Source organism: Sphingomonas rubra (genome assembly GCF_900115745.1).
In the GTDB taxonomy this organism is placed as follows: Bacteria; Pseudomonadota; Alphaproteobacteria; order Sphingomonadales; family Sphingomonadaceae; genus Sphingomonas; species Sphingomonas rubra.
This window is the reverse complement of record NZ_FOXP01000002.1, coordinates 253,222-276,577: the sequence shown is the minus strand read 5'-3', so window position 1 is coordinate 276,577 and position 23,356 is coordinate 253,222. Positions and strand designations below refer to the sequence as shown.

The 23,356-nt window shown below is 70.7% G+C and carries 21 protein-coding genes; 5 read left to right on the top strand and 16 right to left on the bottom strand.

All coding sequences use genetic code 11. From position 1 onward, the window contains the following. The first annotated feature begins 8 nt into the window (after positions 1-8). On the top strand, positions 9-995 hold the full coding sequence (locus BM145_RS03885; RefSeq protein WP_093331486.1) for an aspartate carbamoyltransferase catalytic subunit: 987 nt from the start codon (positions 9-11) through the stop codon (positions 993-995). After that, positions 992-2,224 (top strand): dihydroorotase, encoded by a 1,233-nt coding sequence (locus BM145_RS03880; protein WP_093331484.1) that lies wholly within the window; start codon positions 992-994, stop codon positions 2,222-2,224. Before BM145_RS03885 ends, BM145_RS03880 begins: the two co-directional genes overlap by 4 nt. A gap of 113 nt (positions 2,225-2,337) precedes the next feature. On the opposite strand, the gene BM145_RS03875 is transcribed toward BM145_RS03880, so the two are convergent. From BM145_RS03875 to BM145_RS03865, 3 genes are read right to left on the bottom strand one after another with little or no spacing between them, the layout of a single operon-like run. Continuing rightward, complete coding sequence (locus BM145_RS03875; RefSeq protein ID WP_245739050.1) at positions 2,338-3,531, bottom strand: SPOR domain-containing protein; 1,194 nt, start codon at positions 3,529-3,531, stop codon at positions 2,338-2,340. Continuing rightward, positions 3,528-4,034, bottom strand: a complete 507-nt coding sequence (locus tag BM145_RS03870; RefSeq protein ID WP_093331796.1) for a hypothetical protein — start codon at positions 4,032-4,034, stop codon at positions 3,528-3,530. Before BM145_RS03870 ends, BM145_RS03875 begins: the two co-directional genes overlap by 4 nt. A 5-nt stretch (positions 4,035-4,039) precedes the next feature. Further along, complete coding sequence (locus tag BM145_RS03865) at positions 4,040-4,747, bottom strand: ParA family protein (RefSeq protein ID WP_093331479.1); 708 nt, start codon at positions 4,745-4,747, stop codon at positions 4,040-4,042. 162 nt (positions 4,748-4,909) lie between these two features. Between BM145_RS03865 and BM145_RS03860 the strand changes: the two genes are divergently transcribed. Beyond that, the gene (locus BM145_RS03860) at positions 4,910-5,836 is read left to right on the top strand and encodes an SPOR domain-containing protein (RefSeq protein ID WP_093331794.1); all 927 of its coding nucleotides are present in this window, start codon (positions 4,910-4,912) and stop codon (positions 5,834-5,836) included. 33 nt (positions 5,837-5,869) lie between these two features. Here BM145_RS03860 and BM145_RS03855 read toward each other — a convergent pair whose 3' ends face one another. From BM145_RS03855 to BM145_RS03845, 3 genes are read right to left on the bottom strand one after another with little or no spacing between them, the layout of a single operon-like run. Continuing rightward, positions 5,870-6,871, bottom strand: a complete 1,002-nt coding sequence (locus BM145_RS03855; protein ID WP_093331476.1) for an inorganic phosphate transporter — start codon at positions 6,869-6,871, stop codon at positions 5,870-5,872. Positions 6,872-6,885: 14 nt separating this feature from the next. Beyond that, entirely contained in the window at positions 6,886-8,007 is a 1,122-nt protein-coding gene (locus tag BM145_RS03850) for a DUF47 family protein (RefSeq protein WP_093331790.1), read from the bottom strand. A gap of 13 nt (positions 8,008-8,020) precedes the next feature. Further along, on the bottom strand, positions 8,021-9,493 hold the full coding sequence (locus tag BM145_RS03845; protein ID WP_245739048.1) for a phospholipase D-like domain-containing protein: 1,473 nt from the start codon (positions 9,491-9,493) through the stop codon (positions 8,021-8,023). Between the two features lie 53 nt (positions 9,494-9,546). Here BM145_RS03845 and dinB point away from each other — a divergent pair, with 53 nt between their 5' ends. Both dinB and BM145_RS03835 read left to right on the top strand, forming a co-directional pair. Continuing rightward, positions 9,547-10,620 carry a DNA polymerase IV gene (gene dinB / locus BM145_RS03840; RefSeq protein ID WP_093331474.1) on the top strand — a complete coding sequence of 358 codons (1,074 nt, stop codon included), beginning with the start codon at positions 9,547-9,549 and terminating at the stop codon, positions 10,618-10,620. A gap of 189 nt (positions 10,621-10,809) precedes the next feature. Continuing rightward, positions 10,810-11,982 (top strand): SET domain-containing protein, encoded by a 1,173-nt coding sequence (locus BM145_RS03835; protein WP_245739047.1) that lies wholly within the window; start codon positions 10,810-10,812, stop codon positions 11,980-11,982. A 7-nt stretch (positions 11,983-11,989) separates the two neighbouring features. Here BM145_RS03835 and BM145_RS03830 read toward each other — a convergent pair whose 3' ends face one another. The 10 genes from BM145_RS03830 to cyoB form a co-directional block, all read right to left on the bottom strand. After that, on the bottom strand, positions 11,990-13,792 hold the full coding sequence (locus tag BM145_RS03830) for an ATP-binding protein (RefSeq protein ID WP_342741793.1): 1,803 nt from the start codon (positions 13,790-13,792) through the stop codon (positions 11,990-11,992). A gap of 29 nt (positions 13,793-13,821) precedes the next feature. Continuing rightward, positions 13,822-15,702 (bottom strand): putative bifunctional diguanylate cyclase/phosphodiesterase, encoded by a 1,881-nt coding sequence (locus tag BM145_RS03825; protein WP_093331467.1) that lies wholly within the window; start codon positions 15,700-15,702, stop codon positions 13,822-13,824. 48 nt (positions 15,703-15,750) lie between these two features. Beyond that, on the bottom strand, positions 15,751-16,671 hold the full coding sequence (locus BM145_RS03820) for an ROK family protein (RefSeq protein WP_093331788.1): 921 nt from the start codon (positions 16,669-16,671) through the stop codon (positions 15,751-15,753). Between the two features lie 53 nt (positions 16,672-16,724). Then, positions 16,725-17,024 (bottom strand): UvrB/UvrC motif-containing protein, encoded by a 300-nt coding sequence (locus BM145_RS03815; protein ID WP_245739046.1) that lies wholly within the window; start codon positions 17,022-17,024, stop codon positions 16,725-16,727. Between the two features lie 780 nt (positions 17,025-17,804). Then, on the bottom strand, positions 17,805-18,344 hold the full coding sequence (locus BM145_RS03810; protein WP_093331462.1) for a response regulator transcription factor: 540 nt from the start codon (positions 18,342-18,344) through the stop codon (positions 17,805-17,807). Between the two features lie 6 nt (positions 18,345-18,350). Continuing rightward, positions 18,351-19,634, bottom strand: a complete 1,284-nt coding sequence (locus BM145_RS03805) for an ATP-binding protein (protein ID WP_093331786.1) — start codon at positions 19,632-19,634, stop codon at positions 18,351-18,353. Then, positions 19,613-20,290: an SURF1 family protein gene (locus BM145_RS03800; protein WP_093331459.1), complete on the bottom strand. Its 678-nt coding sequence runs from the start codon at positions 20,288-20,290 to the stop codon at positions 19,613-19,615. Before BM145_RS03800 ends, BM145_RS03805 begins: the two co-directional genes overlap by 22 nt. Beyond that, positions 20,287-20,709, bottom strand: a complete 423-nt coding sequence (gene cyoD / locus BM145_RS03795) for a cytochrome o ubiquinol oxidase subunit IV (RefSeq protein ID WP_245739045.1) — start codon at positions 20,707-20,709, stop codon at positions 20,287-20,289. Before cyoD ends, BM145_RS03800 begins: the two co-directional genes overlap by 4 nt. Then, positions 20,706-21,350: a cytochrome o ubiquinol oxidase subunit III gene (cyoC, locus tag BM145_RS03790; protein WP_093331783.1), complete on the bottom strand. Its 645-nt coding sequence runs from the start codon at positions 21,348-21,350 to the stop codon at positions 20,706-20,708. Before cyoC ends, cyoD begins: the two co-directional genes overlap by 4 nt. 4 nt (positions 21,351-21,354) lie before the next feature. Next, positions 21,355-23,355, bottom strand: a complete 2,001-nt coding sequence (gene cyoB / locus BM145_RS03785; protein WP_093331454.1) for a cytochrome o ubiquinol oxidase subunit I — start codon at positions 23,353-23,355, stop codon at positions 21,355-21,357. Between the last annotated feature and the right edge of the window lies 1 nt (position 23,356).

The window sequence follows — 23,356 nt, the reverse complement described above, 5'->3', positions numbered from 1 at the left end:
CGCCCTCGATGACCCGCTCGGACCACCGCCCCGCCACGCTGATCCCCGGCGGCGCCGTCTTCCCGCACCGCCACCTGCTCGGGATCGAGGGGCTCCAGCCGCACGAGATCGCCTTCCTCCTCGACGAGGCGGAGCGCTGGGTGGAGGCGAACCGCACCCGCGACCAGAGCGCGCAGCCGCTCAGCAACCTCACCCAGATCAACGCCTTCTTCGAGAACTCGACACGCACGCTGCTGAGCTTCGAGATCGCCGGCAAGCGCCTCGGCGCCGACCTCGTCAACATGCATGCCGCGCAATCCTCGGTGAAGAAGGGCGAGACGCTGATCGATACCGCGCAGACGCTGAACGCCATGCGCGCCGACGTGCTCGTCATCCGCCACATGTCCTCCGGCGCGGTGAAGCTGATCGCCGACAAGGTCGATTGCCCCGTCCTCAACGCCGGCGATGGCCGCCACGAACACCCCACACAGGCGCTGCTCGACGCGCTCACCATCCGTCGCCGCCGGGGCTCGGTCGCCGGCCAGCGCGTGGTGATCTGCGGCGACCTGCTCCACAGCCGCGTCGCCCGCTCCAACATCCTCTGCCTCACCGCCTTGGCCGCCGAGGTCCGCGTCTGCGCCCCCTCCACCCTCATGCCGCCCGCCATCGACCGCATGTTCGTGACGCCGTACACCGACTTCGACGCCGCGCTGGAGGGGGCCGACGTCGTCATGATGCTCCGCGTCCAGAACGAGCGGATGGAGGGCGGCACCATCCCTTCCCCGCGCGAATACCGACTCCGCTACGGCCTGACGCCCGAACGCCTCGCCCGCGCCGCGCCGCACGCCCTCGTCATGCACCCCGGCCCGATGAATCGCGGCGTCGAGATCGACTCCGCCGTCGCCGATGGCCCGCAGTCGGCGATCACCGAGCAGGTGGCGATGGGCGTCGCCGTCCGCATGGCCTGCCTCGACGTGCTGACGCGGCGAACGCGCAAGGTGGAGGGCTGGGCATGACGCTCCTTCTCAACAACGCCCGCCTGATCCTCGCGGACCGCGTCGAGCCCGGCGCGCTCCTCGTCCGCGACGGCATCATCGCCGCCATCGGCACGGTCGATGCGCCATCCGACGCCGAGGTGATCGACTGCCGCGGCAAGCTCCTTGGCCCCGCCATCGTCGATCTCGGCGTCTTCGCCGTCGACCGCGAGGCATGCCGCCGCGGCGGCATCGTCCGCGTCGCGCTGATGCCCGACGGCACGCCCCCGCTCGACGAGCCCGGCGCCGTCCAGCGCGCCGCGCTGATCGGCAAGCCCGACCTGTGGATTCACCCGATCGCCGCCGCCACCCGCGCGCTGGCGGGGCGGGACCTGGGTGAGATGGCCTTCTGCCAGGCCGCCGGCGCCCGCGCGGTCGGCACCGGCCGCGGCTGGATCGCCGACGCCGGCGTGATGGCGCGCGTCCTATCCTACGCCCGCGACCTCGACCTGCCCGTGATCGCCCATGCCGAGGACGCGGGCCTCGCCGCCGGCGCGGTCGCCACCGCGGGCGAGACCGCGACCCGCCTCGGCCTCCCCGCCGCGCCCGCCCTCGCCGAGGCGCTGGCGGTCGCCCGCGACCTGATGCTGGCGGAGGAAACCGGCGCCCGCCTCCACCTCCGCCAGGTGACCACCGCCCCCGCGCTCGACCTCGTCCGCGCCGCCAAGCGCCGCGGCGTCGCCGTCACCTGCGGCATCACCCCCGCCCACCTGCTGCTGTCCGACCTGGCGATGAGCGATTTCCGCACCTTCGCCCACCTCTCGCCCCCTTTGCGCGACGAGGCGGACCGCCGCGCCTGCCTGGCCGCGGTGGCGGACGGCACGATCGACGTGATCGCCTCCGGCCACGACCCGCAGGGGCCGGAAGCCAAGCGCCTCCCCTTCGCCGACGCCGCCGCCGGCATGGCGGGTGCCGAGACGCTGCTCGCTCTGTCGCTGACGCTGGTGCGCGACGGTCACGTCACGCTCGACCGGCTGTTCCGCCTGCTCGCCGCGCAGCCCGCACACATCCTCGGCCTCGACAGCGGTACGCTCGCCGTCGGCGCGCCGGCCGACCTGCTGCTGTTCGACGATGGAACACCCTGGCAGATCGACGGCGAGGCATTCGCCTCGGCCGGCAACACGCCCTTCGACGGTCTCCCTGTCCAGGGCCGCCCCTTGCGCGTCTGGAAGGGCGGCCGCCCTCTCCAGAATAGGATCACATCACCCTGACCCGTTCGTGCTGAGCGCAGTCGAAGCACAGGCCACGAGCTACCCCGCTCGCGGCCTGCCCTTCGACGTTGCTCAGGGCGAACGGTAATGGGTCGACATCTCGTCATCCCACTTCAAAGCGCGGCGACCCCGGTCCCACTCCGCAGCCATTGCGCGAGCATGTCGCCCGCCGGGCGGCGCACGAAACAGTCGCCTCCCTTCACCCGAACCGACCGGCACAAGCGCCACGCGCCGTTCCAGTCGAACCCACCGACCGACAGGAGGTAGAACGCCGCGCCGCCGCGGCGGAACGAGGTGCCTTGCGGCCGATGGTGGCCGATCGCCGGATGACGCGCGCCGATCCGCCGCCACGCATCGCGCGCCACCGCGGCATTCTCGAACATGCCCAGCTGGACGTACCAATCGCCGGAACCGATGGCGCCTGCCGTCCGCACCGGCCGGGCATCGTCACGAATTGTCGAGGCGGGCAACGCCTGCACCACCTCCCGCCGCGGCCCGAAAGTCACCCTCGGCACGGGCGCGATCGTGGGGGCCGTCTCGACGGCCGCTATCGGCGTTGCCGACGGCACGGCAGCGAGCGCCGGCGCCTCCCCCGGCGTCCCCAGCGCGATCGCCACCGGCTGCCCGGCATCGGCGACCGCCCGCACGCCCAGCAGCGCGGCGACCTGGTCGGACGCTGCGCTCGGCTGCACGAACTGCGCCCATTCGGCGATCCGTCGGTCGACCTCGGCTGGCGACATGTCCGCCGCCGCCACCGCGCGGGCGAGCGACCACTGACCCGACAGCGCCAGTGCCAGCGCCAGATTCTGCCGCGTCTTGGCCGATGCCCCCGGCTCGCGCGCCGCCTGCATCAGCACTGCGACGCCGCCCGCCGGATCGCCGGCCAGCGCCAGCGCCAGCCCGCGGTCCGCCGCGCCGATCTGCCCCTCGTTCGCCGCCAGCACGGCCCGCGCGCGCTGCCAGTCGCCCGTCGCGATGGTCGCCAGCACCAGGTTGAGCGCGCTGCGCCCGTCCGCCGGCCGCAGCCGCAGCGCATCGCCCGACGCATCGCGCGCAGAGGCGAAGCGCCCCGCCTGAAGATACGCCCGCGCCAGCAGCGCACGATAGTCCGCCTCGCCCGGCGCCGCCGCGACGGCCTGCTCCGCCAGCATCACCGCCGCGGCATCGTGCCGGGCCAGCGCCTTGGCGGTGCGCTTGGCGAGGTCGGCGGCCGACGGCGGCCGCGCCCCCGCACCCGCTCCCGCCATGGTCCCGCCCAGCACGAGCGCGACCGAGCCGATCGAGAGAAGCAGACGATTGTTCATCATTTCACCTCCGGTGCCGGCAGTTGCGCAGCGAGTGCCTCCACCTCCGGCACCGTGTCGAGGAACCGGTCCAGCGCCTCGGCGACCAGCGCCTGCGCCGATCGCTTCGCCACCACGGTGGCGAGCCGCAGCCGCAGGTGGCGCCCGGCGTCCAGCCGCAGCGTGAACGCCGCCTTGCCCCGCGCCGTCTGCGCCCCGCTCTCCCGGCCGATCTGCGCCAACACGGCCGGTGCCACCGCGTCCGGCGCCGGCGGGGTCGCGGGCCGCGCGACTTGGGCGATCAGCGCCTCACGCTCGACCAGCACCGGCGGCAGCGGTGCGGGCTCGGGTGCGACCGGTGGCGACGACGGTGTCGTTGCCTCGTACCCCATGTCGTTCCAGCCGAGATCGTCCAGCGACGCCGCCGGTCCCAGCATCTGCGGCCGCATCGCGGGCCGCGCCTGCCCTTTGCGCGCGAGCAGGCCGGAGCTGAGCGAGGCGAACGGCTTTGATCCCATCAGGCCCATCGCGATCACCCCGCGACCCGGCGGCCGAAGCCACCCGCCTGCCGCCCGGCGAAGCTCGGCGTGGCGGGCACCGCGAACACGGTGCGGCGGAATTTCTTCTCCAGCCGGTCGGCGATATAGGTCCACAGCGCCTGCACCTCGGCGGCCGACTTGCCCTTGGGATCGACCTCCATCACCGTTCGCCCGTCGATCATCGACGCGGCGTAGTCGGTGCGCTGGTGCAGCGTGATCGGCGCCACCGTGCCGTGCTGCGACAGCGCCACCGCCGCATCGGCGGTGATCCGCGTCTTGGGCGTGGCGGCGTTGACGACGAAGATCAGCGGCTTGCTGGCCCGGTCGCACAGGTCCACGGTCGCGCCCACCGCGCGCAGGTCATGCGGGCTCGGCCGGGTCGGCACCACCACCAGCTCGGCGACCTGGACGACGCTCTGGATCGCCACCGTGATCGCCGGCGGCGTATCGATCACCGCCAGCTTGAAACCCTGCTGGCGCAGCAGTTCCAGGTCGGTGGCGAGGCGTGCGACCGTGGTCTGCGCGAAGGCGGGAAACTCGGCCTCGCGCTCGTTCCACCAGTCGGCCAGCGAGCCTTGCGGATCGATGTCGATCAACACCACCGGTCCGTTGCCGGCGCGCTGCGCCTGCACGGCGAGATGCCCCGACAGGGTCGTCTTGCCCGATCCCCCCTTCTGCGATGCCAGTGCGACGACGCGCATTGCGGTTCTGTCTCCATCCCGTTCGGGCCGATCGGTGGCATGGACGTCGCTAAGATCGGGTTAACGAATCGCGGCCGGCGCCAAGTCGGACTTTGTCAAACCCGACGAACGACGCCATGATGGCGACCAACGGAGAGCGTAGATGGGATCGGCGTGGTGAAGATGATGAAGGGATCGCTGGCACTGGCGATGCTGGTGGCGACGCCTCCGGCCGCCGCGGACGTCAAGGCGGGGCTGGACGCCTGGAACCACGGCGAGTGGGCGCGCGCGATCGCCGAGTGGCGGCCCCTCGCCATCCAGGGCGATGCCGACGCGCAGTTCAACCTCGCCCAGGCGTACAAGTTCGGCCGCGGCGTGCCGGTCGACCTCAACCAGGCGCTCGCCTGGTTCAAGCGCGCGGCCGACCAGGGCCACCGCCAGGCCGAGGACAGCTACGGCATCGCGCTGTTCCAGAGCAACCGCAAGCCGGAGGCGTTTCCCTATCTCGACCGCTCCGCCCGCCGCGGCGAGCCGCGCGCGCAGCTCCTCCTCGCCACCATGTTGTTCAACGGCGACGGCGCGGCCATCGACTATCCGCGCGCCTACGCGCTGATGACGCGCGCGTCGCTGGCGAAAATGCCGTCCGCCGCGCAGTCGCTGTCGCAGATGGAGGCGTTCCTCACCCCCGCCGATCGCGAGCGCGGGCTGCAACTGGTCGAAACCTACCCCGCCCTGGCCGGGACCGCCGCCAAGGTCGCCGCCGCACCGACCAGCGCGCCCGCACCGCCCCTCGCCGCGCGCCAGCCGGCTGCCCCACGCCAGGCGGCGCCCCCGCGCCCCGCGCCGTCACCCCGAGCGGTCCAGGCACGCCCCGCCCCGCCCCGCGCATCGACCGCCAGCGGCCCCTGGCGCGTCCAGCTCGGCGCGTTCCGCGACCGTGCCAACGCGGACGCGCTCTGGAAGAAGGTGGGCGCCCGCGTCGGCGGCGAGCCCGCCTACGTGGCCGGCGGCGGCGTCACGCGGTTGCAGGCGACCGGCTTCCCCGACCGCGCCGCCGCCCGCCGCGCCTGCGCCGCCGCGGGCGTCAGCTGCGTCGTGATCGCGCCCTGACGGCAACGGGCGGCACGGTCGCCGCCCCTATCCTCACAGCGAGGCGACGAACCGCGTCGCGAAGAACACCGCCGCCGAGACCAGGCCGGCGGCGGGCAGCGTGATGAACCACGCCACCACGATGTTCGACGCCACGTTCCACCGCACCGCCGACAGTCGCCGCGCCGCGCCGACGCCGACGATCGACCCGGTAATGGTGTGGGTGGTGGAGATCGGAATGCCACCGATGTTGGCGATCGCCAGCGTGATCGCGCCGCCCGTCTCCGCGCAGAACCCCTGCGCCGGGGTCAGCCGCGTGATCTTCGACCCCATCGTATGAACGATCCGCCAGCCGCCCGACATCGTGCCGAGCGCGATCGCGCCGTAACAGGACAGCACCACCCACATCGGCACGTAGAACGTGTCGCCCAGCATCCCCTGGCTGAACAGCAGAACCGAGATGATGCCCATCGTCTTCTGCGCGTCGTTGCCGCCGTGCCCCAGGCTGTAGAGCGCGGCGGAGACGAGCTGGAGCTTGCGGAACCGCTTGTCGACGCCCAGCGGCGTCAGCTTCAGGCTGGTCCAGGCGACCGCGAGCACCAGCACCAGCGCCAGGATCATGCCCAACGCCGGCGCCACGAAGATGCCCGCCACCGTCTTGAAGATGCCGCTCCACACAATGCCGCTGAATCCCGCCTTGCTGAGGCCGGCGCCCAGCAGCCCGCCGATCAGCGCGTGGCTGGACGAGGACGGAATGCCCAGCAGCCAGGTGGCGACGTTCCAGAACACCGCGCCGCACAGCGCCGCCCAGATCACCGTCGCGTCGATCACGGCGGCGTCGACGATCCCCTTGCCCACCGTGTTGGCGACGTGCTCGCCGAACACGAACAGCGCCAGGAAGTTGAAGGAAGCGGCCCACAGCACCGCCCATTGCGGTTTCAGCACGCGCGTCGAGACGACGGTCGCGATCGAGTTGGCCGCATCGTGCATGCCGTTCAGGAAATCGAACAGCAGGGCGAAGCCGACCAGCGCGACCAGCAGGGTCATGGAGATCATCGGTGTGATGCCTCTCAGGCGTGATCGATCACGAGACCCTGGATCTCGTTGGCGACGTCCTCGAACCGGTCGACGATCCGCTCCAGGTGGCTGTAGATCTCGCGGCCGACGATGAAGCGCATCGGCTCGTCCTGATGCGCCTGGTACAGCGCCTTCAGCCCGCGGTCGTGGATCGCGTCGGCATGGCCTTCGATCTCGACCATCCGCTCGGTCAGCGCGTTCAGCCGGTCGCCGTTGCGGTTGATCGAGCGGAGCAGCGGGATCGCCTCCGCGGTGATCCGTGCCGCTTCCACCACGATGCCGGCGATGTCGCGCATGTCCGGTTCGAACTGGCGCACGCCGTAGATCTCGACGGTGCTGCCCGTCTTGTTCATCTGGTCGATCGCGTCGTCCATCACCCCGATCAGCTCGATGATCGCGGACCGGTCGAACGGCGTCACGAACACCCGGCGCACGTCGCGCAGCACGTCGCGGGTGATGTCGTCGGCCTCGTGCTCGTGGCGGACGATGGCGGCGATCTGCGTTTCCACCGGCCCCTCGCCGTGGAACAGCTTGGCCAGCGCATCGGCGCCCGCGACCAGCGTCGCGGCGTGCGCCTCGAACTGCTCGAAGAATCGCCCTTGCGTGGGCATCAGCGACTGGAACCAGCCAAGCATCGGAACTCGCTTTCCCTTTCTAGGCCCCGGCCCACCCTGGACGGCCGGAAGCACCCGTTCTGCGACCGTCAGTGGCGCAGCCGGAACCGTAAAGCCAGCTATGAGGCGCTTCAGTTGCGGTTCCGTGACACTCGCCGCCGCTTGGGCGAGCGGGAACCAGCGCGTGGTGCGCTGTCCCCTTTCGGGCCAGTCGGCCGCCTGCCGCACCACCGCCAGCGGATAGACCGCCACCGCCGCCTCCACCACGCCGCGCCGCCGCCGCTTGGGATAACGATACTCGCCCAGCGGCGCCGCGCAGACGTAGCCGGTCACGCCCGCCTCCTCCCACGCCTCGGCCGCCGCCGCCTCGTGCGGGGCGAGCCCGCGCATCGGGTTGCCCTTGGGCACCACCCAGCGCCCGGTATCGCGCGAGGTGATGAGCATCACCTCCGCCGCGCCGTCGTCGACGATCCGATACGGCAAGGCGCCGATCTGCCGGATCATCGCGCCGTCGTCACCCGCGGCGCAGCCGCCGGAACAGCCCCCGCCGGGAGAACGCCTCGAACATCTCCTCCGGCCCTTCCGGGTCCAGCACCTCGTTGTCCGCCAGCCATTCCTCCACCGCCGACAGGTCGGGCACCTCGTACGATCGCAGCGTCTTACCCTGGCCGCGCAGCCGCTCGATCGCCTCGATCAGCCCGTGCGCCCGCACCGCCTCCGCCACCTCATGGGGCTCGACGCCCAGATGCTCGGCGATCAGGCCGTCGCGGATCGCCGCCACGCACGCGCGCTGGTCGTCGTCACCCGCCTCGATCGTCAGGTCGCACTCGGTATCGAGCCGCATCGAGCGGTTGTTCATGTTGCTCGATCCCAGCCGCAAGACGATATCGTCGGCGATCAGGATCTTGGCATGGACGTAGATCGGCGTGCCCCCCGCCGTATAGGGATGGTACATGCGCAGCCGCCCGTGCCGGTCGCGCCGGCGCAGCGCCTCCATCAGCCGCGCCCGCGCCGTGTCCATCGCCAGCGGCTCCAGCCAGCCTTGGGCGGTCAGCGGGTTGATGACCACGATCTCCGGCCCGTCCGCCTCGTCCAGCCGCCGCGCGATCGCCTCGGCGATCCGGCGCGAGGCGAAATACTGGCTCTCGACGTACAGGTATCGCTTCGCCCCGGCGATCTGGCGCAGGAACAGTTCCTCGCTCTCGTGGATGCCGGGTTCGCCCGGCATCTCCGGCATGGTCCGCGCGATGCCGACGTCGATCCGCTCGAAATCGACCGGCAGCCCTTCGGGCCAGCAGGCACCGTGTTCCCCAAACTCTCCTGGATGATGCGCGTCGGGCAGCAGCACCGGCGCGCCGCCCGCCGCGCGCCATCGCTCGCGGAACAGCACGCCCAGCGCGTGCGCCACCGGTCCGGACACCGCGCTGATCGCGTCGTGCCACGGCTTGTAGCGGCGCCGGGTGGTCGGCCGCCGCCGCCGCGGATCGTCGTCCAGGTGCGCGCGCGTGTCCCAGCGGTCGCCGGTCATGTCGATGCCGCCGCAAAAGGCCAGGCAGTCGTCGATGATGACGATCTTCTGGTGGTGCGATCCCCCGGTCGGGTGATGACCGTCCAGCTTGGTGTGGATGCGCGGGTGCCGCATCCATTTCAGCACGGTGAACAGCGTCGATCCGCGCACCAGCGTCTTCAGCGCCCCCAGGTCCCAGCGCAGCAGGAACACTTCCAGCTCGGGCGTGCGCTCGACCAGCCCGTGGATGAACGCCCCCACCGCGCGCGGCTCGCGATCGATGTCCTGGTCCAGCACGATGCGCGCGTCGAAATCCCAGCCGATCAGCAGGATACGCCGCTTGGCCTGCAGCATCGCCCGGCGCGCGCTGCGGAAATAATCCTCCGCATCGACGATCACCGTCATCTTGTCGGCGCGCTCGACCCGCCACACTGCCCCGTCAGGCGTCATCCGGTAATCCTTGATAGTCGGGGGCTTCATGGCGCAGCGGCCCGCCCGCTGCAATCGCGGCCGCGCGCCGCTATGACGGCGCCATGGCCGAGGAGCGCCCGCGCAAGATCATCCACGTCGACATGGACGCCTTCTACGCGTCGGTCGAGCAGCGCGACGACCCCGCCCTGCGCGGCCGCCCTGTCGCGGTCGGCGGCAGCCGCGCGCGCGGCGTGGTCGCGGCGGCCAGTTACGAGGCGCGGGTGTTCGGCGTCCGCTCCGCCATGCCGTCCTCCACCGCGGTGCGCCGCTGCCCCGACCTCGTCTTCGTGCGTCCGCGCTTCGACGTCTATCACGCCATCTCGCAGCAGATCCGCGCGATCTTCGCTCATTATACCGACCAGATCGAACCACTGTCGCTGGACGAGGCCTATCTGGACGTGTCGGAGGATCGCCACGGCCTGGGCTCCGCGCGCGCCATCGCCGAGGCGATCCGCGCCCGCATCCGCGCGGACACCGGCCTCACCGCCTCGGCCGGGGTCAGCTACAACAAGTTCGTCGCCAAGCTCGCCTCCGACCAGAACAAGCCCGACGGCCTGTGCGTCATCCCCCCGCACAAGGGCGCCGCCTTCGTGCAGGGGCTGGCGGTGAAACGCTTCCACGGCGTCGGCCCGGTCACCGCGCGGCGGATGGAGGCGCTCGGCATCCTCACCGGGGCCGACCTGGCGGAACGGTCGCTCGCGTTCCTCCAGGCGCATTTCGGCAGCTACGCCGCCTATCTCCACGGCGCCGCCCGCGGCATCGACCACCGCCCCGTGCGCGCGCACCGCGTCGCCAAATCGATCGGGGCCGAGCGCACCTTCGAGCACGACCTGTCCGACCCGGCCGAGCTGCGCGACAGGCTCGCCGTCGTCGCCGACGCCGCCTGGGCCCGCGTCGAGCGTCACGGCGCGCGCGGCCGCACCGTCACGCTGAAGCTCCGCCACGCCGATTTCCGCACCATCACCCGCGCCCGCTCGCTGACCGCGCCCGTCGCCACCCGCGATGCCTTTCTCGGCATAGGCACCGACCTGCTGCACCAGCAACTTCCCGTCGCCGGCGGCATCCGCCTGCTCGGCCTGACGCTCTCGGCATTCGGCGGCGAGCCGGCGGAGGAACAGCCCTCGCTCCCGCTTTAACGCCCCATTTTCTCCTTGCGGCCAACCGTTGCCACGCCCCCGCCCTTCCGCCTCCCCGGCGAAGGCCGGGGCCCAGTTGGGCAACCTTTCGAACTACTTGCGAAACCTCCCCATCTGGGCCCCGGCCTTCGCCGGGGAAGGCGAAAGGAATGGTGCGACGGTCCTCCCAAAGCTGGGGATCGATGGGACATGGACCTGTCTGAACACCCGGTTTACCATCCCGCCATGGGGGGAACGGACATCCTGCTGGCCACGGCCCTGGCGCTCAATCTCGCCGGCTACGCCACCTACCTGGTCGGCCTACGCCGCCACCTGGTAGAGCCCAACCGCGCCTCCTGGCTGATCTGGAGCGTCGCCACGGCGGTGGAGGCCGCGACCTACGCCGCGATCAACCCCGGCGCGCCGCAGGCGCTGGTCTTCGCGCTCTCCGCCGCGGCCTGCCTGGTCGTCACGCTGGTCATGTGGCGCCGCTCGCGCTGGCGGGCACCGACGCCGCTGGAGAGTTCGTGCATGGGCGCAGCGCTCGTCGCCATCCTGCTGTGGCTCGCCCTTCACCAGGCATTCTGGGCGCACATGCTGGTCGTCGCGGCCGTGCCGGTCAGCTTCTGGCCGACCTGGGCGAGCGTGTGGGAGGACGTCCGGCGCGAGCGGTCTCCCGCCTGGGGCCTGTGGACGCTCGGCGATCTCGCCACGCTGCTCGTCGCCGCCCGCGTCGCCGGCACGGCCACGGGCGAGTACGCCTATATTCTGGTCGAATTCGGCTGCCACGCCGCGGTGTGGTTGATGATCGGGCTCGCCAGTCTCAACCCGGCGCGCTCGCTCGGCGTGCGGCGCGGTGCCTTCTACCTGCTCGACGCTTATCGCACCCCCGCCAATCCCTTCGCGGTGGGCGAGAGCCATCTCGGCCGCGCGGTGTTCGCCGCGCGGGGCTTCGCTGCGGGCGACCTCCTGATCCGCTTCAGCGGCCCGCGCGTGCGCGCCGATCGCCTACCCACGAGCCTGCACGGTGCCGCCGACCGTTTCGTGCAGATCGCCGCCGGCGAGTATCTGGGCCCGTCGGGCCGGATCGACGACCTCGTCAACCACAGCTGCGATCCCAATGCGGGCATCCGCTTTCGCGCCGACGGCATCTTCCTGGTCGCGCTGCGCCCGATCGCGCCGGGGGAGGAGATCGCCTGGGACTATGCCACCACCGTCTCCGACCCGTCCTGGCGCATGCCCTGCGCCTGCGGCAGCCCCGCCTGCCGCGGCGTGATCGGCGCGTTCGACACGCTGCCCGACGATCGCCGACGCTGGTACCGCGCCCACGACCTCGTCGCGCCGCACCTGCGCGAGCAACCACCGGCCGATCGCGCCGCCTGACTTCCCGTCACGCCGCGTGCGCCAGCGCCTCGCCCGCCGCCGGCAGCGTCAGCACCGCCTCCGCGCCCAACCCCTTGCCCGCCGATCGCAGCGCCAGCGTGCCCCCCATCGCCGTCACCGAATTGGCGCACCAGTGCAGCCCCAGTCCGCCCGATTTGTGCTGCCGGGTGGAAAAACCGCGCTGGAACAGGTTGGGCGCCCGATCGGCATCGAACCCCTCGCCATCGTCGCCGATCACGATCACGACGTGTCCGTCCTCTTCCGCGATCGTCACGCCGATCGAACCACTGCCGGTCCCCCGCGCCGCGATCGCTTCCGCCGCATTGCCCAGCAGATTGCCGACCACCTGGCTCAGGATCACGCGGTTCGCCAGGGCGACGTGCGGCCCCGCCGGGAACGAGAAGGCGATGGAGGCGAGCTGCGAATAGCGCGCGATTGCGGCATTGCGCGCCACTATCTCAGCAACATCCACCCCCTCCACCTCCGGCCGCTCGTGCGCGCTTTTCTGCTGCTGGCCGATGATCTCCAGCACGTGCGTCATTGCCTCGCGCCCGACCTGCAACTCGCGTCGCGTTGCGTCGCGCGCCAGCCGCTCCGCTTCGAACGCCGCCGCGACGAAGGTGGTCAGCCTGGCGCGCCGGGCTGCCGGCACGTCGTCCCGCGCCAGCTCGGCCATCGCCCGGTCCAGCGTCGCGCGCTCCACCGGGGGCGCCTGCGCGACGCCCTGACTCAGGATGGTGCTGATCGGGTTCAGCGCGTTGCGCACGTTGTGCATCACCGCCACCGCACTCTCCGACCGGCCGAGCGCGAAGCTCTGCACCTGGATCTGCTCGCGCAGATCCTTCAGTTGCGCCAGCATCGCGTTGAAACTGCGCCCCAACGATCCGATTTCGTCGTCGCGCCCCTCCTCCTCCAGCAGCGACAACGAGCCCGACGCGCGCACCCGCTGCATGTGCCGCTCCACGCGCGCGAGCGGTGCCAGCACCAGCCGGGCGATCACCCGGCGCAATACCAGCAGCACGATCAGCAGCAGCAGCGTCGATCCCGCGATCGCCAGCAACAACATTCGCCGCCCCAGCATCGACACCTCGCGCGGCACCGCGAACCGAGCCGCCGCCACCGCGTGGCCGTCCGCGCCCCGCAGCGGCACCGCGATCTGCGTGGTGGCGCGGCCGGGGGACACAATGTCGGTATCGCCCGCCGGCCGCTCGATTCGGGCCGGCACCACCAACAGCTCGGCGAGCTGCGCCGATCCGATCGCGCGGGCCATCAGCACGAAGCCGCGCGGGCTGCCGCTGCCATCCGACCGTCGCACCCGCGCCAGCCCGATCGCGGCAACCTCGTCGCCCACCCGCGCGAAGAACCGTCCGGAACTGCCGCCGCGCAGCGCTCGCTCTAGGTCGGTCGCCGCGATCGCGCGGATCAGCGCCGCGCGCATCGCCGGCCGCTCGGCACCGTTCGCGCCGATCCACCGCGCGATCACCACATGGCGGTCGGGCGCGACGTACGCCATGCCCTGCACGCCCAGATTGGCCATGGCCAGCGACGAGAAGCTCTCCCGCTCGAACCAGACCGACGGATGCGCCATGTAATCGTAGCTGTCGTTCCAGTCGCCGTAATCGCGTACCGCGCTCTCGACCTTGGCGGCATAGTCGGTCAGCGCCGCCTGCGTCCGCTCGACATGGCCGCGCACCGCCTTGGCCTCCAGCCCGTTGAAGCTCGGGGTGATGATCGCGGCCAGCAGCACGGTAATGGCCAGCGCGCCGGCGACGCCCACCGCGGTCAGGATCAGCACCAACTTGGCGCCCAAGGACCGCGGCCGTCCCTGGTGGGCACGGATCATCCGTTGGTTCCGGTCGCCGCCACCGGCTCCTCGCCGATTCGACCGCGCGCCGCCAGGTCGCGGGCGATCGTCGGCATCACCGGCCGCGACAGGTAATAGCCCTGCAGATACTGCGCGCCGGCGATGCGCAGCGCCTGTACCTGCGCCTCCGTCTCGACACCTTCCGCCACCACGCCCAGGCCCAGCGCGCGGCCGAGATGGATGATCGAGTGGACGATCGCCGCCGACTCGCGCTCCCGGCCCATGCCGTCGATGAAGCTCTTGTCGATCTTCAGGCAATCGAGCGCGAACTTGCGGATGTTGTAGAGGCTTGAATAGCCCGTGCCGAAATCGTCCAGTGCGATGCGGAAGCCCATCTGTCGCAGCTTGTACAGCGTCTCCGCGGCGCGCTCGGCATCGTCGAAGATCGCCGTCTCGGTGATCTCGATCTGTACCCGCGTCGGCGATACGCCCGCGCGCTGCACGCTTTCCATCACGTGGCCGACGAAATTGTGCCGCCGAAACTGGCGCGGACTGAAATTGACGGAGACATACTGGTCGGGCCAGTGCTGCATCTCTGCCAGCGCCTTGCCCAGCACCCAGTCGCCCAGCTCGTGGATCAGGTTCGATTCTTCCGCGATCGGGATGAACACCGCCGGGCTCATCGGTCCGTACTCGGCCGTGTTCCAGCGCAGCAGCGCCTCGAAGCCCAGCACGTCGAACGCGTCGCGCCCGACGATCGGCTGATAGACCAGGCTCAGCTCGCCCCGCGCGATCGCCTCCGACAGGCCACCCTCGATCCGGCGGCGAAAGCGGATGCCCTCGTCCATCCCCTCGTCGAACACGTGCACCACGCCGCGACCGGCGCGCTTGGCATCGTTCAGCGCTAGGTCGGCGCGGCGCAGCACGTCCACGGGCTCGCGCCCCTCGCCCCCTTTGGTCACCACCACGCCCGCCGACGATCCACCCTGGACCGAGTTCCCGAAGACGGAGATGCTGGTCGAGCACGCCGCCACCAGCCGCTCGCACGCCATCACCGCGGCCTGCTCGCCCAGTGTGTCGAACAATACGCCGAACTCGTCGCCGCCCAGCCGTGCGACCATCGCCCCGTCGGGCGCGTGCGCGTGCAAGATGGCGCAGATCTCCTGGATCAGCTTGTCGCCCGCCAGATGGCCCAGCGTGTCATTGACCAGCTTGAACCGGTCGAGGTCGAACATCGCCGTCGCGAACTGGCCCGGCCCGCGCACCCGCTCGCCCAACGCGCGCAGAAAGGCGAGGCGGTTGGGTGCATCCGTCAGCGAGTCGTGCGTGGCGATGTGGATCGCGCGGCTCTCGTTGGCGGCCAGCTCCAGCTTCTGCTCTTCGAGGAGGAGGACTTGGGCTGAGAGGGTGGCGCGCGCCGTTGCCAGTTCGCGGTCGACGCGCCAGCGTTCGCCCAGTGCGGTCGCGGTCTGGACGATCTCGGCCACCTCGAACGGCTTGGCGATGTAGAAGATCTTGTCCGCGGGGCCCGCCACCCTGGCGATCTCCACCGGCGAGAAATCGGAATAGCCGGTGACGATGACGAGGTTGACCGCGGGGTCGAGCGAGCGGATGCGCCGCGCCGTCTCGCGCCCGTCGATGCCCGGCGGCATGCGGATGTCGATGAACGCCACCGCGTACGGATCGCCCGCGGCCAGCGCACGCTCCACCTCGGCGACCGCGTCCAGCCCTTGCGACCGGTGGGTCAGCGCGAAGGCGGGGCCGCCCGCCGCCACCGCGACGTCGTCGAACAGCGCGGCGGCCATCGCGTCCAGCGCCTGCTCACCCCGGTTGCGCGTCGGCGCGAAGGACCGACGATAGCTGTCGTGCATCGCCGGTTCGTCGTCGACGATCAGGATACGAACGGCTTCACTCATCGCGCACAGGCTCCACCAACACGGTTGCCCGGAGGTAAGCGCGTTAAGTTAAGCGGCCGTAAACGAACTCGACAGCTCGGCCCCCAGCGCCTGCGCGCCGAGTACCACCGCGCCCAGCGGCCCGGCATTGCCGCCCAGCGCCGGCGGCACCACGAAGGTCTCCGCGTCCGCCACCTCGGGCAGCGCGACGTAGCCGGCGAGACTCCGCGTCATCGCGCGGCGCACCCGCGGGAACAGGTGATCGTTGCCCACCATCACGCCCCCGCCCATCACGATGCGCCGCGGCACGCCGGTCACCACCAGCGTGTGGAGCAGCTGCCCCAGCGTGTCCGCGACCAGGTCCCAGGCGGGATCGTCGGCGGCAAGCTCCGGCCCCGGCGTCCCCGTCCGCGCCTGGATCGCCGGCCCCGCCGCCAGCCCCTCGACGCAGGCGCCGTGATAGGGGCAGACACCGACCCAGTCGTCGCCCGCCGTCCGCACCGGGCGAAAATGGCCGAACTCCGACGCGGTCAGCCCGTCGACCGGCTTCCCGCCCGCGATCAGCCCCGCGCCGATCCCCGTGCCCACCGTGACATAGGCGATGTCGGCGATCCCCCTGGCCGCGCCCCAGCGCGCCTCCGCCAGCGCGGCGCCGACCACGTCGGTGTGGAAGCCGGTCGGCACGCCCGTGTGCGCGGCCAGGCGGCGACCGACGTCCTGCCCCGCCCAGCCGGGTTTGGGCGTGGAGGTGATGTGGCCGTAATCGGCGGACCCATGGTCGATCGACACCGGCCCGAAGCTCGCAATGCCGAGCGCCGAATAGCCGCTCCATCGGTCGAGCACCGCCTCCAGCGCCGACAACGTCTCTTCCGGCCGGGTGGTCGGCAGCTGCACCCGATCCTCGATCTCATCGGGTCCGCGCGCCAGGATCGCGATGCACTTGGTGCCGCCCAGCTCGATGCCCGCGATCAGCGGCCGTCCCTTCGCCATCCTCGTCCTCTCCTGCTCGTCACCGGCGGTCATGGCACGCAGCGGAACGCCGGTCACCTCCCGCGTCGGCTGCGCCCGCGCGTCATCGGATCGGGCCGGGGCGGCGGCGTCCATCCCGGCGGCGGCTCGACCTGCTGCCGGCTGGTGCCCAGCCCCATCGCGCCCGGCCGCTGCCGCGTCAGCCCGCCGGTGTCGGCCTGCGCCGCCGCCTGCCCGCTCGCGCCGCCGCGGATCAGCGCGATCCGATCGCGAAGCGCCCGCGCCTGCTCGAAATCGAGCGCCGCAGCGGCCGCGTCCATGCGCATTTGAAGATCGTGGATGTCCTCCGCCATGCCGCACCAACGCGCCCGCATGGAAGCGTGTCCGACGGTCTCCCTCCTCCGTCACCCCGGACTTGATCCGGGTCCATGCTTCCTCAAGAGCAACAGGCCGTTGCTTACGCTGTACGATGGACCCCGGATCAAGTCCGGGGTGACGAAAGGGTGGAGGCGCCCACCCGCCGCGCTCCTTCGTCACCCCAGGCTCATCCCAGGGTCCAGGGTCAAGCAGCGCGGTCGCTCGCGGCCCTGGATGCCCGGACGAGCCCGGCATGACAGATGACCTTCACCGCGGCTGCTGCGGAAGCATGGACCCCGGATCAAGTCCGGGGTGACGAGAGGGTGAGGCGTCCACCCGCCGCGCTCCTTCGTCACCCCGGGCTCGTCCCGGGGTCCAGGGTCAAGCAGCGCGGTCGCTCGCGGCCCTGGATGCCGGGACGAGCCCGGCATGACGGATGACCTTCACCGCGGCTGCTGCGGAAGCATGGCCCCCGGGTCAAGTCCGGGGTGACGAGAGGGTGGAGGCGTTCACCCGCCGCGCTCCTTCGTCACCCCGGGCTCGTCCCGGGGTCCAGGGTCAAGCAGTGCGGTCGCTCGCGGCCCTGGATGCCGGGACGAGCCCGGCATGACGGATGACCTTCACCGCGGCTGCTGCGGAAGCATGGACCCCGGATCAAGTCCGGGGTGACGAGAGGGTGGAGGCGTCCACCCGCCGCGCTCCTTCGTCACTCCGGGCTCGTGCCGAGGTTCAGAGTCAAGCAGCGCGGTCGCTCGCGGTCTTGGATGCCGGGACGAGCCCGGCATGACGGATGACCTTCACAAATGCCGCTTCTCCAGCTTTCGGGCGAGGGTCCGCCGGTGCATCCCCAATCGTCGCGCCGCTTCCGACACGTTGAAGTCCGCGTCCGCCAGCGCCTGGTGGATATGCTCCCACTCCACCGTGCGCAGCGACGCCGACGGTCGCATCGCCTCGTCCGCCTCCGGCAGGGTCGCGCTCGCCCCCGCCTCGAACGCCGCCTCGATATCGTCGGTATTGGCCGGCTTGCTCAGGTAATTGGTCGCCCCCAGCTTCACCGCCTGCACCGCGGTGGCGATGCTCGCGAAGCCGGTCAGCACCACGATGGTCACCTCGGGTGCCAAGGCGTGCAGCCGCTCCACCACCGCCAATCCGGACGCACCGCCCAGCCGCAGGTCGACCACCGCGTGGCTCGGCGCGAAGCCCGCGATCGCCTCCTCCAGCCCGTCCGGCCCGGCCAGGTGGTGGACCGCGTAGCCGCGCCGCTCGAACGACCGCAGCAGCGTGCGCGCGAACACCGCGTCGTCCTCGACCAGCAGCAGGCGGCGTGCTTCACTCATGGTCGCTCACTCATCGATCGCCCCGTCCGCGATGGTCAGCACCACCAGCCCGCCCCCATCCGGCGGGTTCGACGCCGCCAACGTGCCGCCCAGCGTCCGCACCACGTTGCTCGCCAGGAACAGTCCCAGCCCCGCGCCGCGCCGCGCCTTGGTGGTGCGGTACGGCGCACCCACCGTCGCCAGGATCTCGGCCGAGAAGCCGCGCCCGTCGTCGCGCACCGCGATCGTCGTCGCGCCATCGTCGTGCCCCGCCGTCACCACGATCCGCCGTGCCCCCGCCTCGCCCGCATTGTCGAGCAGGTTGGCGATCGTCTGGGCCAGCGCCGCGTCGCCGACGATGCGGCGGCCGTCGACGCCGTCCGCGTCCAGCGTCACCGCCACGTCGTGGCTCTCGCGCCAGCCATCGACGATGCCGCGCAGGAACGCGGCCAGCGTCGTCCGCCGCGGCGAGCCGCCGCGCACCTCGCCCGACGCCAGCAGCACGCCGTCGATGATCGCCTTGCACCGCCCGACCTCGGCACGCATCGCTTCGACGTCGGCGAGCAGGTCGGGCCGCGCCGTCACCGCCGGGTCGCCGCGCCAGTCGCCCAGCATCACCGCGATCGACGACAGCGGCGTGCCCAGTTCATGCGCCGCGCCGCTCGCGAGCAGGCCCATGCGGACGATATGCTCCTCCTCCGCCACCCGCTGCCGATACGCCGCCAGCCGCGCATCCCGCGCCGACAGGATGCGCACCACTCGCCCGACGAACCACACCAGCAGCGTCGCCGCCAGCGCGTAGTTGAGCCAGCTCGCCGCGACGTAGGAGTGCGACAGGATCGAGGCATAGGCGGGCGGCAGCGGAAAGGCCGGTGCCGCCCAGGCCAGCCAGCCGAAGAGCAGCGTCGTCAGCCCGGCGAGCGCCCAGCTCGGCCAGCCGGGCAGCAGCACCGCGGCGATCACCACCTGGAGCAGGTAGAGCGACACGAACGGATTGCCGACGCCGCCGCTGACGTAGAGCTGCACGGTCAGGCAGGCGACGTCGATCAGCAGCGTCGCGAACAGCTGCCCCTCGCTCGCCGGCCAGCGCCCGCGCGTGAGCATCGTCGCCCCGTTGAGCGCGGCGAGCGTCGCCAGCGCACCCAGCATGATCGGTAACGGCAGCGCGATGCCCAGGCCGAAGCGCGACCCAAGGATCGTCAGCAACTGCCCGCCGACCGCCATCCAGCGCAGCTGGACGAGCAGCGCGACGTTGCGCCGCGTCGCCTCCGCGGCGTCGCCCGGCGGCTTCAGCGACGTGGTGAGCGCCATGCCGTCCACGCGAAGAAGAGCGCCATCGCCGACAGCGCGAACCAGGTCAGCGCGTAGACCAGGTGATTGTCCGGGAAGGCGATCACCGTCAGCCCGCCCCGCGGGCCGCCGGCCGGCGCGCCGGCGGCATCCTGATCGACGAAGAAGGGTGCGACCCGGCCCAGCCGCTTCGCCGCCGCGATCGCCGGGACGTCGCGCGAGTACCAGCGGTCGGCGGCAGGGTCGTTGCTGCGCAGGAACGCGCCGCCCGGCTCGCTCAACCGCAGCAGTCCGGTGACCGTTACCGAGCCTGGCGGCGGCGGCGCCTTGCCCTTGCGCTCGGCCGGCACGAAGCCGCGATTGACCAGCAGCGTCCGCCGGCCGGTGTCGAGCGGGCTCACCACCCACCAACCCGGTCCGTACGCTGTCACCGCCTGCACATAGGTGTCGGCACCGATCCGGTAGCGCCCGCGCGCGCGCACCCGCCGATAGGCGTCGTCGGCGCCCACCGCCGCGATGCCGTCGACCGGCACCGGCGACGCCGCCAGCTTGCGCTCGACCGAGGCGACCAGCGCGTGCTTCCACGCCCGTCGCTCGACCTGCCACACGCCCAGCGCGGCGGTCACCGCCGCCACCGCCAGCGCGAGCAGGCCGAGCCAGGGGCGGCGCCCGCTCACATGCCGCCGCTCGTCATCGTCGCGGTGTCCGGCCCCATGCCGGGCATCATGTTGGTGTTCATGTTGTACATGACCCAGATCGACCCGCTGATGGTGATGACCACGACGATGATCGTGAAGATCAGCGCCATCATCGTCCATCCCTCCTCCGACTTGGTGCTCATGTGCAGGAAGTAGATCATGTGCACCACGATCTGCACCACGGCCGCGGCGATCACGATGCCGGCGGTGATCCGCGCATCGGCGATCACCCCCGTCATGACCAGCGCGAACGGGATCGCGGTCAGCACCACCGACAGCAGGAACCCGGTGACGTAGCCGCGGCGGCTGCCGTGCGGCGCGCCGCCATGATCGTCGTGGCCGTGATCGTCGTGCGAATCGGGCGCGGCGTGAAAGGCTTGGTCGGCGGCGCTGCTCACTTCAGCACTCCCATCAGGTACACGAAGGTGAAGACGCCGATCCAGATCACGTCCAGGAAATGCCAGAACAGCGACAGGCATTGCAGCCGCCGGACGTTGGCCGGCTCCAGCCCGCGGCGCAGCACCTGCACCACCAGCACCGCCAGCCAGATCAGCCCGAACGTCACGTGCAGCCCGTGCGTGCCGACCAGCAGGAAGAAGGACGACAGGAACGCGGACCGCTGCGGCCCCGCGCCCTCGTGGATCAGGTGCGAGAATTCATACAGCTCGATCGCCAGAAACGCCGCGCCGAACAGCGCCGTCACGCCCAGCCAACCGATCGTCGCGCCCTGCCTTTTCTCGTCGGTCGCGATCATCGCGAAGCCGTAGGTGATCGAGGACAGCAGCAGCATCGCCGTGTTGGTCGCCACCAGCGGCAGCTCGAACAGCTCCGCCGCGCCCGGCCCGCCCGCGGTGCTGTTGCCGTACACCGCGTAGGCGGCGAACAGCATCGCGAAGATCAGGCAGTCGCTCATCAGGTACAGCCAGAACCCGAACAGCGTGCTGGCGCCGGGCGGATGCGGATGCTCCTCCAGCTCGTAGAAGACCGGCTTCTCCTCCGCGCCTGGCGGGGTGGTGGCGTCCATCGTGGTCGCGCTCATCTGCTTATACCCCCGCCCGCGCCAGCGATTCGGTGCGCGCATCCTCGCCCCGGCGGATGTCCTCCACCGGGATGTGGAAGTCGCGGTCGTAGTTGAAGGTGTGGACGATCGCGGTCGCGATCAGCGCCACCAGCGACAGCGCCGCCAGCCACCAGATGTACCAGATCATCGCCAATCCGAAGACGGTCGCGATCCCCGCCAGCACGATCCCCGCCCAGGTGTTGCACGGCATGTGGATGGCGTAATAGCCCTCGGTCGGCTGCTCCACCTTCTGCGACTTCATGTCGTACCAGGCGTCGAGATCGCGGATGACGGGCGTGAAGGCGAAGTTGTACGCGGGCGGCGGCGACGAGGTCGCCCATTCCAGCGTGCGGCCGTCCCACGGATCGCCGGTATGGTCGCGCAGCACCTCGCGGTTCCGCCAGCTGACGAAGAACTGCATCATCATGCACGCGATGCCGCCCGCGATCAGCAGCGCGCCGACGCCCGCCACGATGAACCACGGCTGCAACGTCGTGTCGTCGAAGTGGCGCAGCCGCCGCGTCACGCCCATCAGGCCGAGCACGTAGAGCGGCATGAACGCCACGTAGAAGCCGACCACCCACAGCCAGAAGCTGCGCGCACCCCACTTGTGGTCCAGCTTGAAGCCGAACGCCTTGGGGAACCAGTAGTTGAGGCCCGCGAACATCCCGAACAGCACGCCACCGATGATGACGTTGTGGAAATGCGCCACCAGGAACAGCGAATTGTGCAGCTGGAAGTCGGCCGGCGGCACCGCCAGCAGCACGCCCGTCATCCCGCCGATGGTGAACGTCACCATGAAGGCGACCGCCCACATCATCGGCAGCTCGAACCGGATGCGCCCGCGATACATGGTGAACAGCCAGTTGAAGATCTTCGCCCCCGTCGGGATCGAGATAATCATCGTCGTGATGCCGAAGAAGCTGTTGACCGTCGCGCCCGACCCCATGGTGAAGAAATGGTGCAGCCAGACGAGGTAGGCCAGGATGCAGATCACGATCAGCGCGTAGACCATCGACGTATAGCCGAACAGACGCTTGCCCGAGAAGGTCGACACCACTTCGCTGAACACGCCGAACGCCGGCAGGATCAGGATGTACACTTCCGGGTGGCCCCAGATCCAGATCATGTTCACGTACATCATCGGATTGCCGCCGCCGGTGTTCGTGAAGAAGTTGGTGCCGACGTACCGATCGAGGCTCAGCATCGCCAGTACCGCGGTCAGCACCGGGAAGGCGGCGACGATCAGCACGTTGGTGACCAGCGCCGACCAGGTGAAGATCGGGATCTTGAACATCGTCATGCCCGGCGCGCGCATCTTGACGATGGTGGCGATCAGGTTGACGCCCGACAGCAGCGTGCCGACACCCGCGATCTGGAGCGCCCAGATGTAGTAATCGACGCCGACATCGGGCGAATAGTCGAGCCCTGACAAGGGCGCCATCGCCAGCCAGCCGGTGCGCGCGAACTCGCCCACGAACAGGCTCGCCATGGTGATGACGGCCCCGCTCGCCGTCATCCAGAAGCTGAAATTGTTGAGGAACGGGAAGCTCACGTCGCGCGCGCCGATCTGCAGCGGCACCACGTAGTTCATCAGGCCGGTGACGAGCGGCATCGCCACGAAGAAGATCATGATGACGCCGTGGGCGGTGAACACCTGGTCGTAATGGTGGGCGTTGAGATATCCCTCGTTCTGCCCGAACGCCATCGCCTGCTGCCCGCGCATCATGATCGCGTCGGCGAAGCCGCGCAGGAACATCACCAGCCCCAGCACCATGTACATGATGCCGATGCGCTTATGGTCGACGCTGGTGAACCACTCGTGCCACAGATACGTCCACACCCGGTAATAGGTGAGCGCCGCCACCAGCGCGCCGCCCAGCAGCGCGACGACGACGAAGGTGGCGAGCACGATCGGCTCGTGGATCGGGAAGCTGTCGAGCGTCAGCCGCCCGAAGATCGTCTTGAGAAGCGTGTCGGACATG

Excerpts from the sequence above, each read along its gene's own strand:
- BM145_RS03885 (WP_093331486.1), top strand. The coding sequence starts at position 9 with ATGACCCGCTCGGACCACCGCCCCGCCACGCTGATCCCCGGCGGCGCC.
- BM145_RS03880 (WP_093331484.1), top strand. The coding sequence starts at position 992 with ATGACGCTCCTTCTCAACAACGCCCGCCTGATCCTCGCGGACCGCGTC.
- BM145_RS03875 (WP_245739050.1), bottom strand. The coding sequence starts at position 3,531 with ATGATGAACAATCGTCTGCTTCTCTCGATCGGCTCGGTCGCGCTCGTG.
- BM145_RS03870 (WP_093331796.1), bottom strand. The coding sequence starts at position 4,034 with ATGGGCCTGATGGGATCAAAGCCGTTCGCCTCGCTCAGCTCCGGCCTG.
- BM145_RS03865 (WP_093331479.1), bottom strand. The coding sequence starts at position 4,747 with ATGCGCGTCGTCGCACTGGCATCGCAGAAGGGGGGATCGGGCAAGACG.
- BM145_RS03860 (WP_093331794.1), top strand. The coding sequence starts at position 4,910 with ATGATGAAGGGATCGCTGGCACTGGCGATGCTGGTGGCGACGCCTCCG.
- BM145_RS03855 (WP_093331476.1), bottom strand. The coding sequence starts at position 6,871 with ATGATCTCCATGACCCTGCTGGTCGCGCTGGTCGGCTTCGCCCTGCTG.
- BM145_RS03845 (WP_245739048.1), bottom strand. The coding sequence starts at position 9,493 with ATGAAGCCCCCGACTATCAAGGATTACCGGATGACGCCTGACGGGGCA.
- dinB (WP_093331474.1), top strand. The coding sequence starts at position 9,547 with ATGGCCGAGGAGCGCCCGCGCAAGATCATCCACGTCGACATGGACGCC.
- BM145_RS03835 (WP_245739047.1), top strand. The coding sequence starts at position 10,810 with ATGGACCTGTCTGAACACCCGGTTTACCATCCCGCCATGGGGGGAACG.
- BM145_RS03825 (WP_093331467.1), bottom strand. The coding sequence starts at position 15,702 with ATGAGTGAAGCCGTTCGTATCCTGATCGTCGACGACGAACCGGCGATG.
- BM145_RS03820 (WP_093331788.1), bottom strand. The coding sequence starts at position 16,671 with ATGGCGAAGGGACGGCCGCTGATCGCGGGCATCGAGCTGGGCGGCACC.
- BM145_RS03815 (WP_245739046.1), bottom strand. The coding sequence starts at position 17,024 with ATGCGGGCGCGTTGGTGCGGCATGGCGGAGGACATCCACGATCTTCAA.
- BM145_RS03810 (WP_093331462.1), bottom strand. The coding sequence starts at position 18,344 with ATGAGTGAAGCACGCCGCCTGCTGCTGGTCGAGGACGACGCGGTGTTC.
- BM145_RS03805 (WP_093331786.1), bottom strand. The coding sequence starts at position 19,634 with ATGGCGCTCACCACGTCGCTGAAGCCGCCGGGCGACGCCGCGGAGGCG.
- cyoC (WP_093331783.1), bottom strand. The coding sequence starts at position 21,350 with ATGAGCGCGACCACGATGGACGCCACCACCCCGCCAGGCGCGGAGGAG.
- cyoB (WP_093331454.1), bottom strand. The coding sequence starts at position 23,355 with ATGTCCGACACGCTTCTCAAGACGATCTTCGGGCGGCTGACGCTCGAC.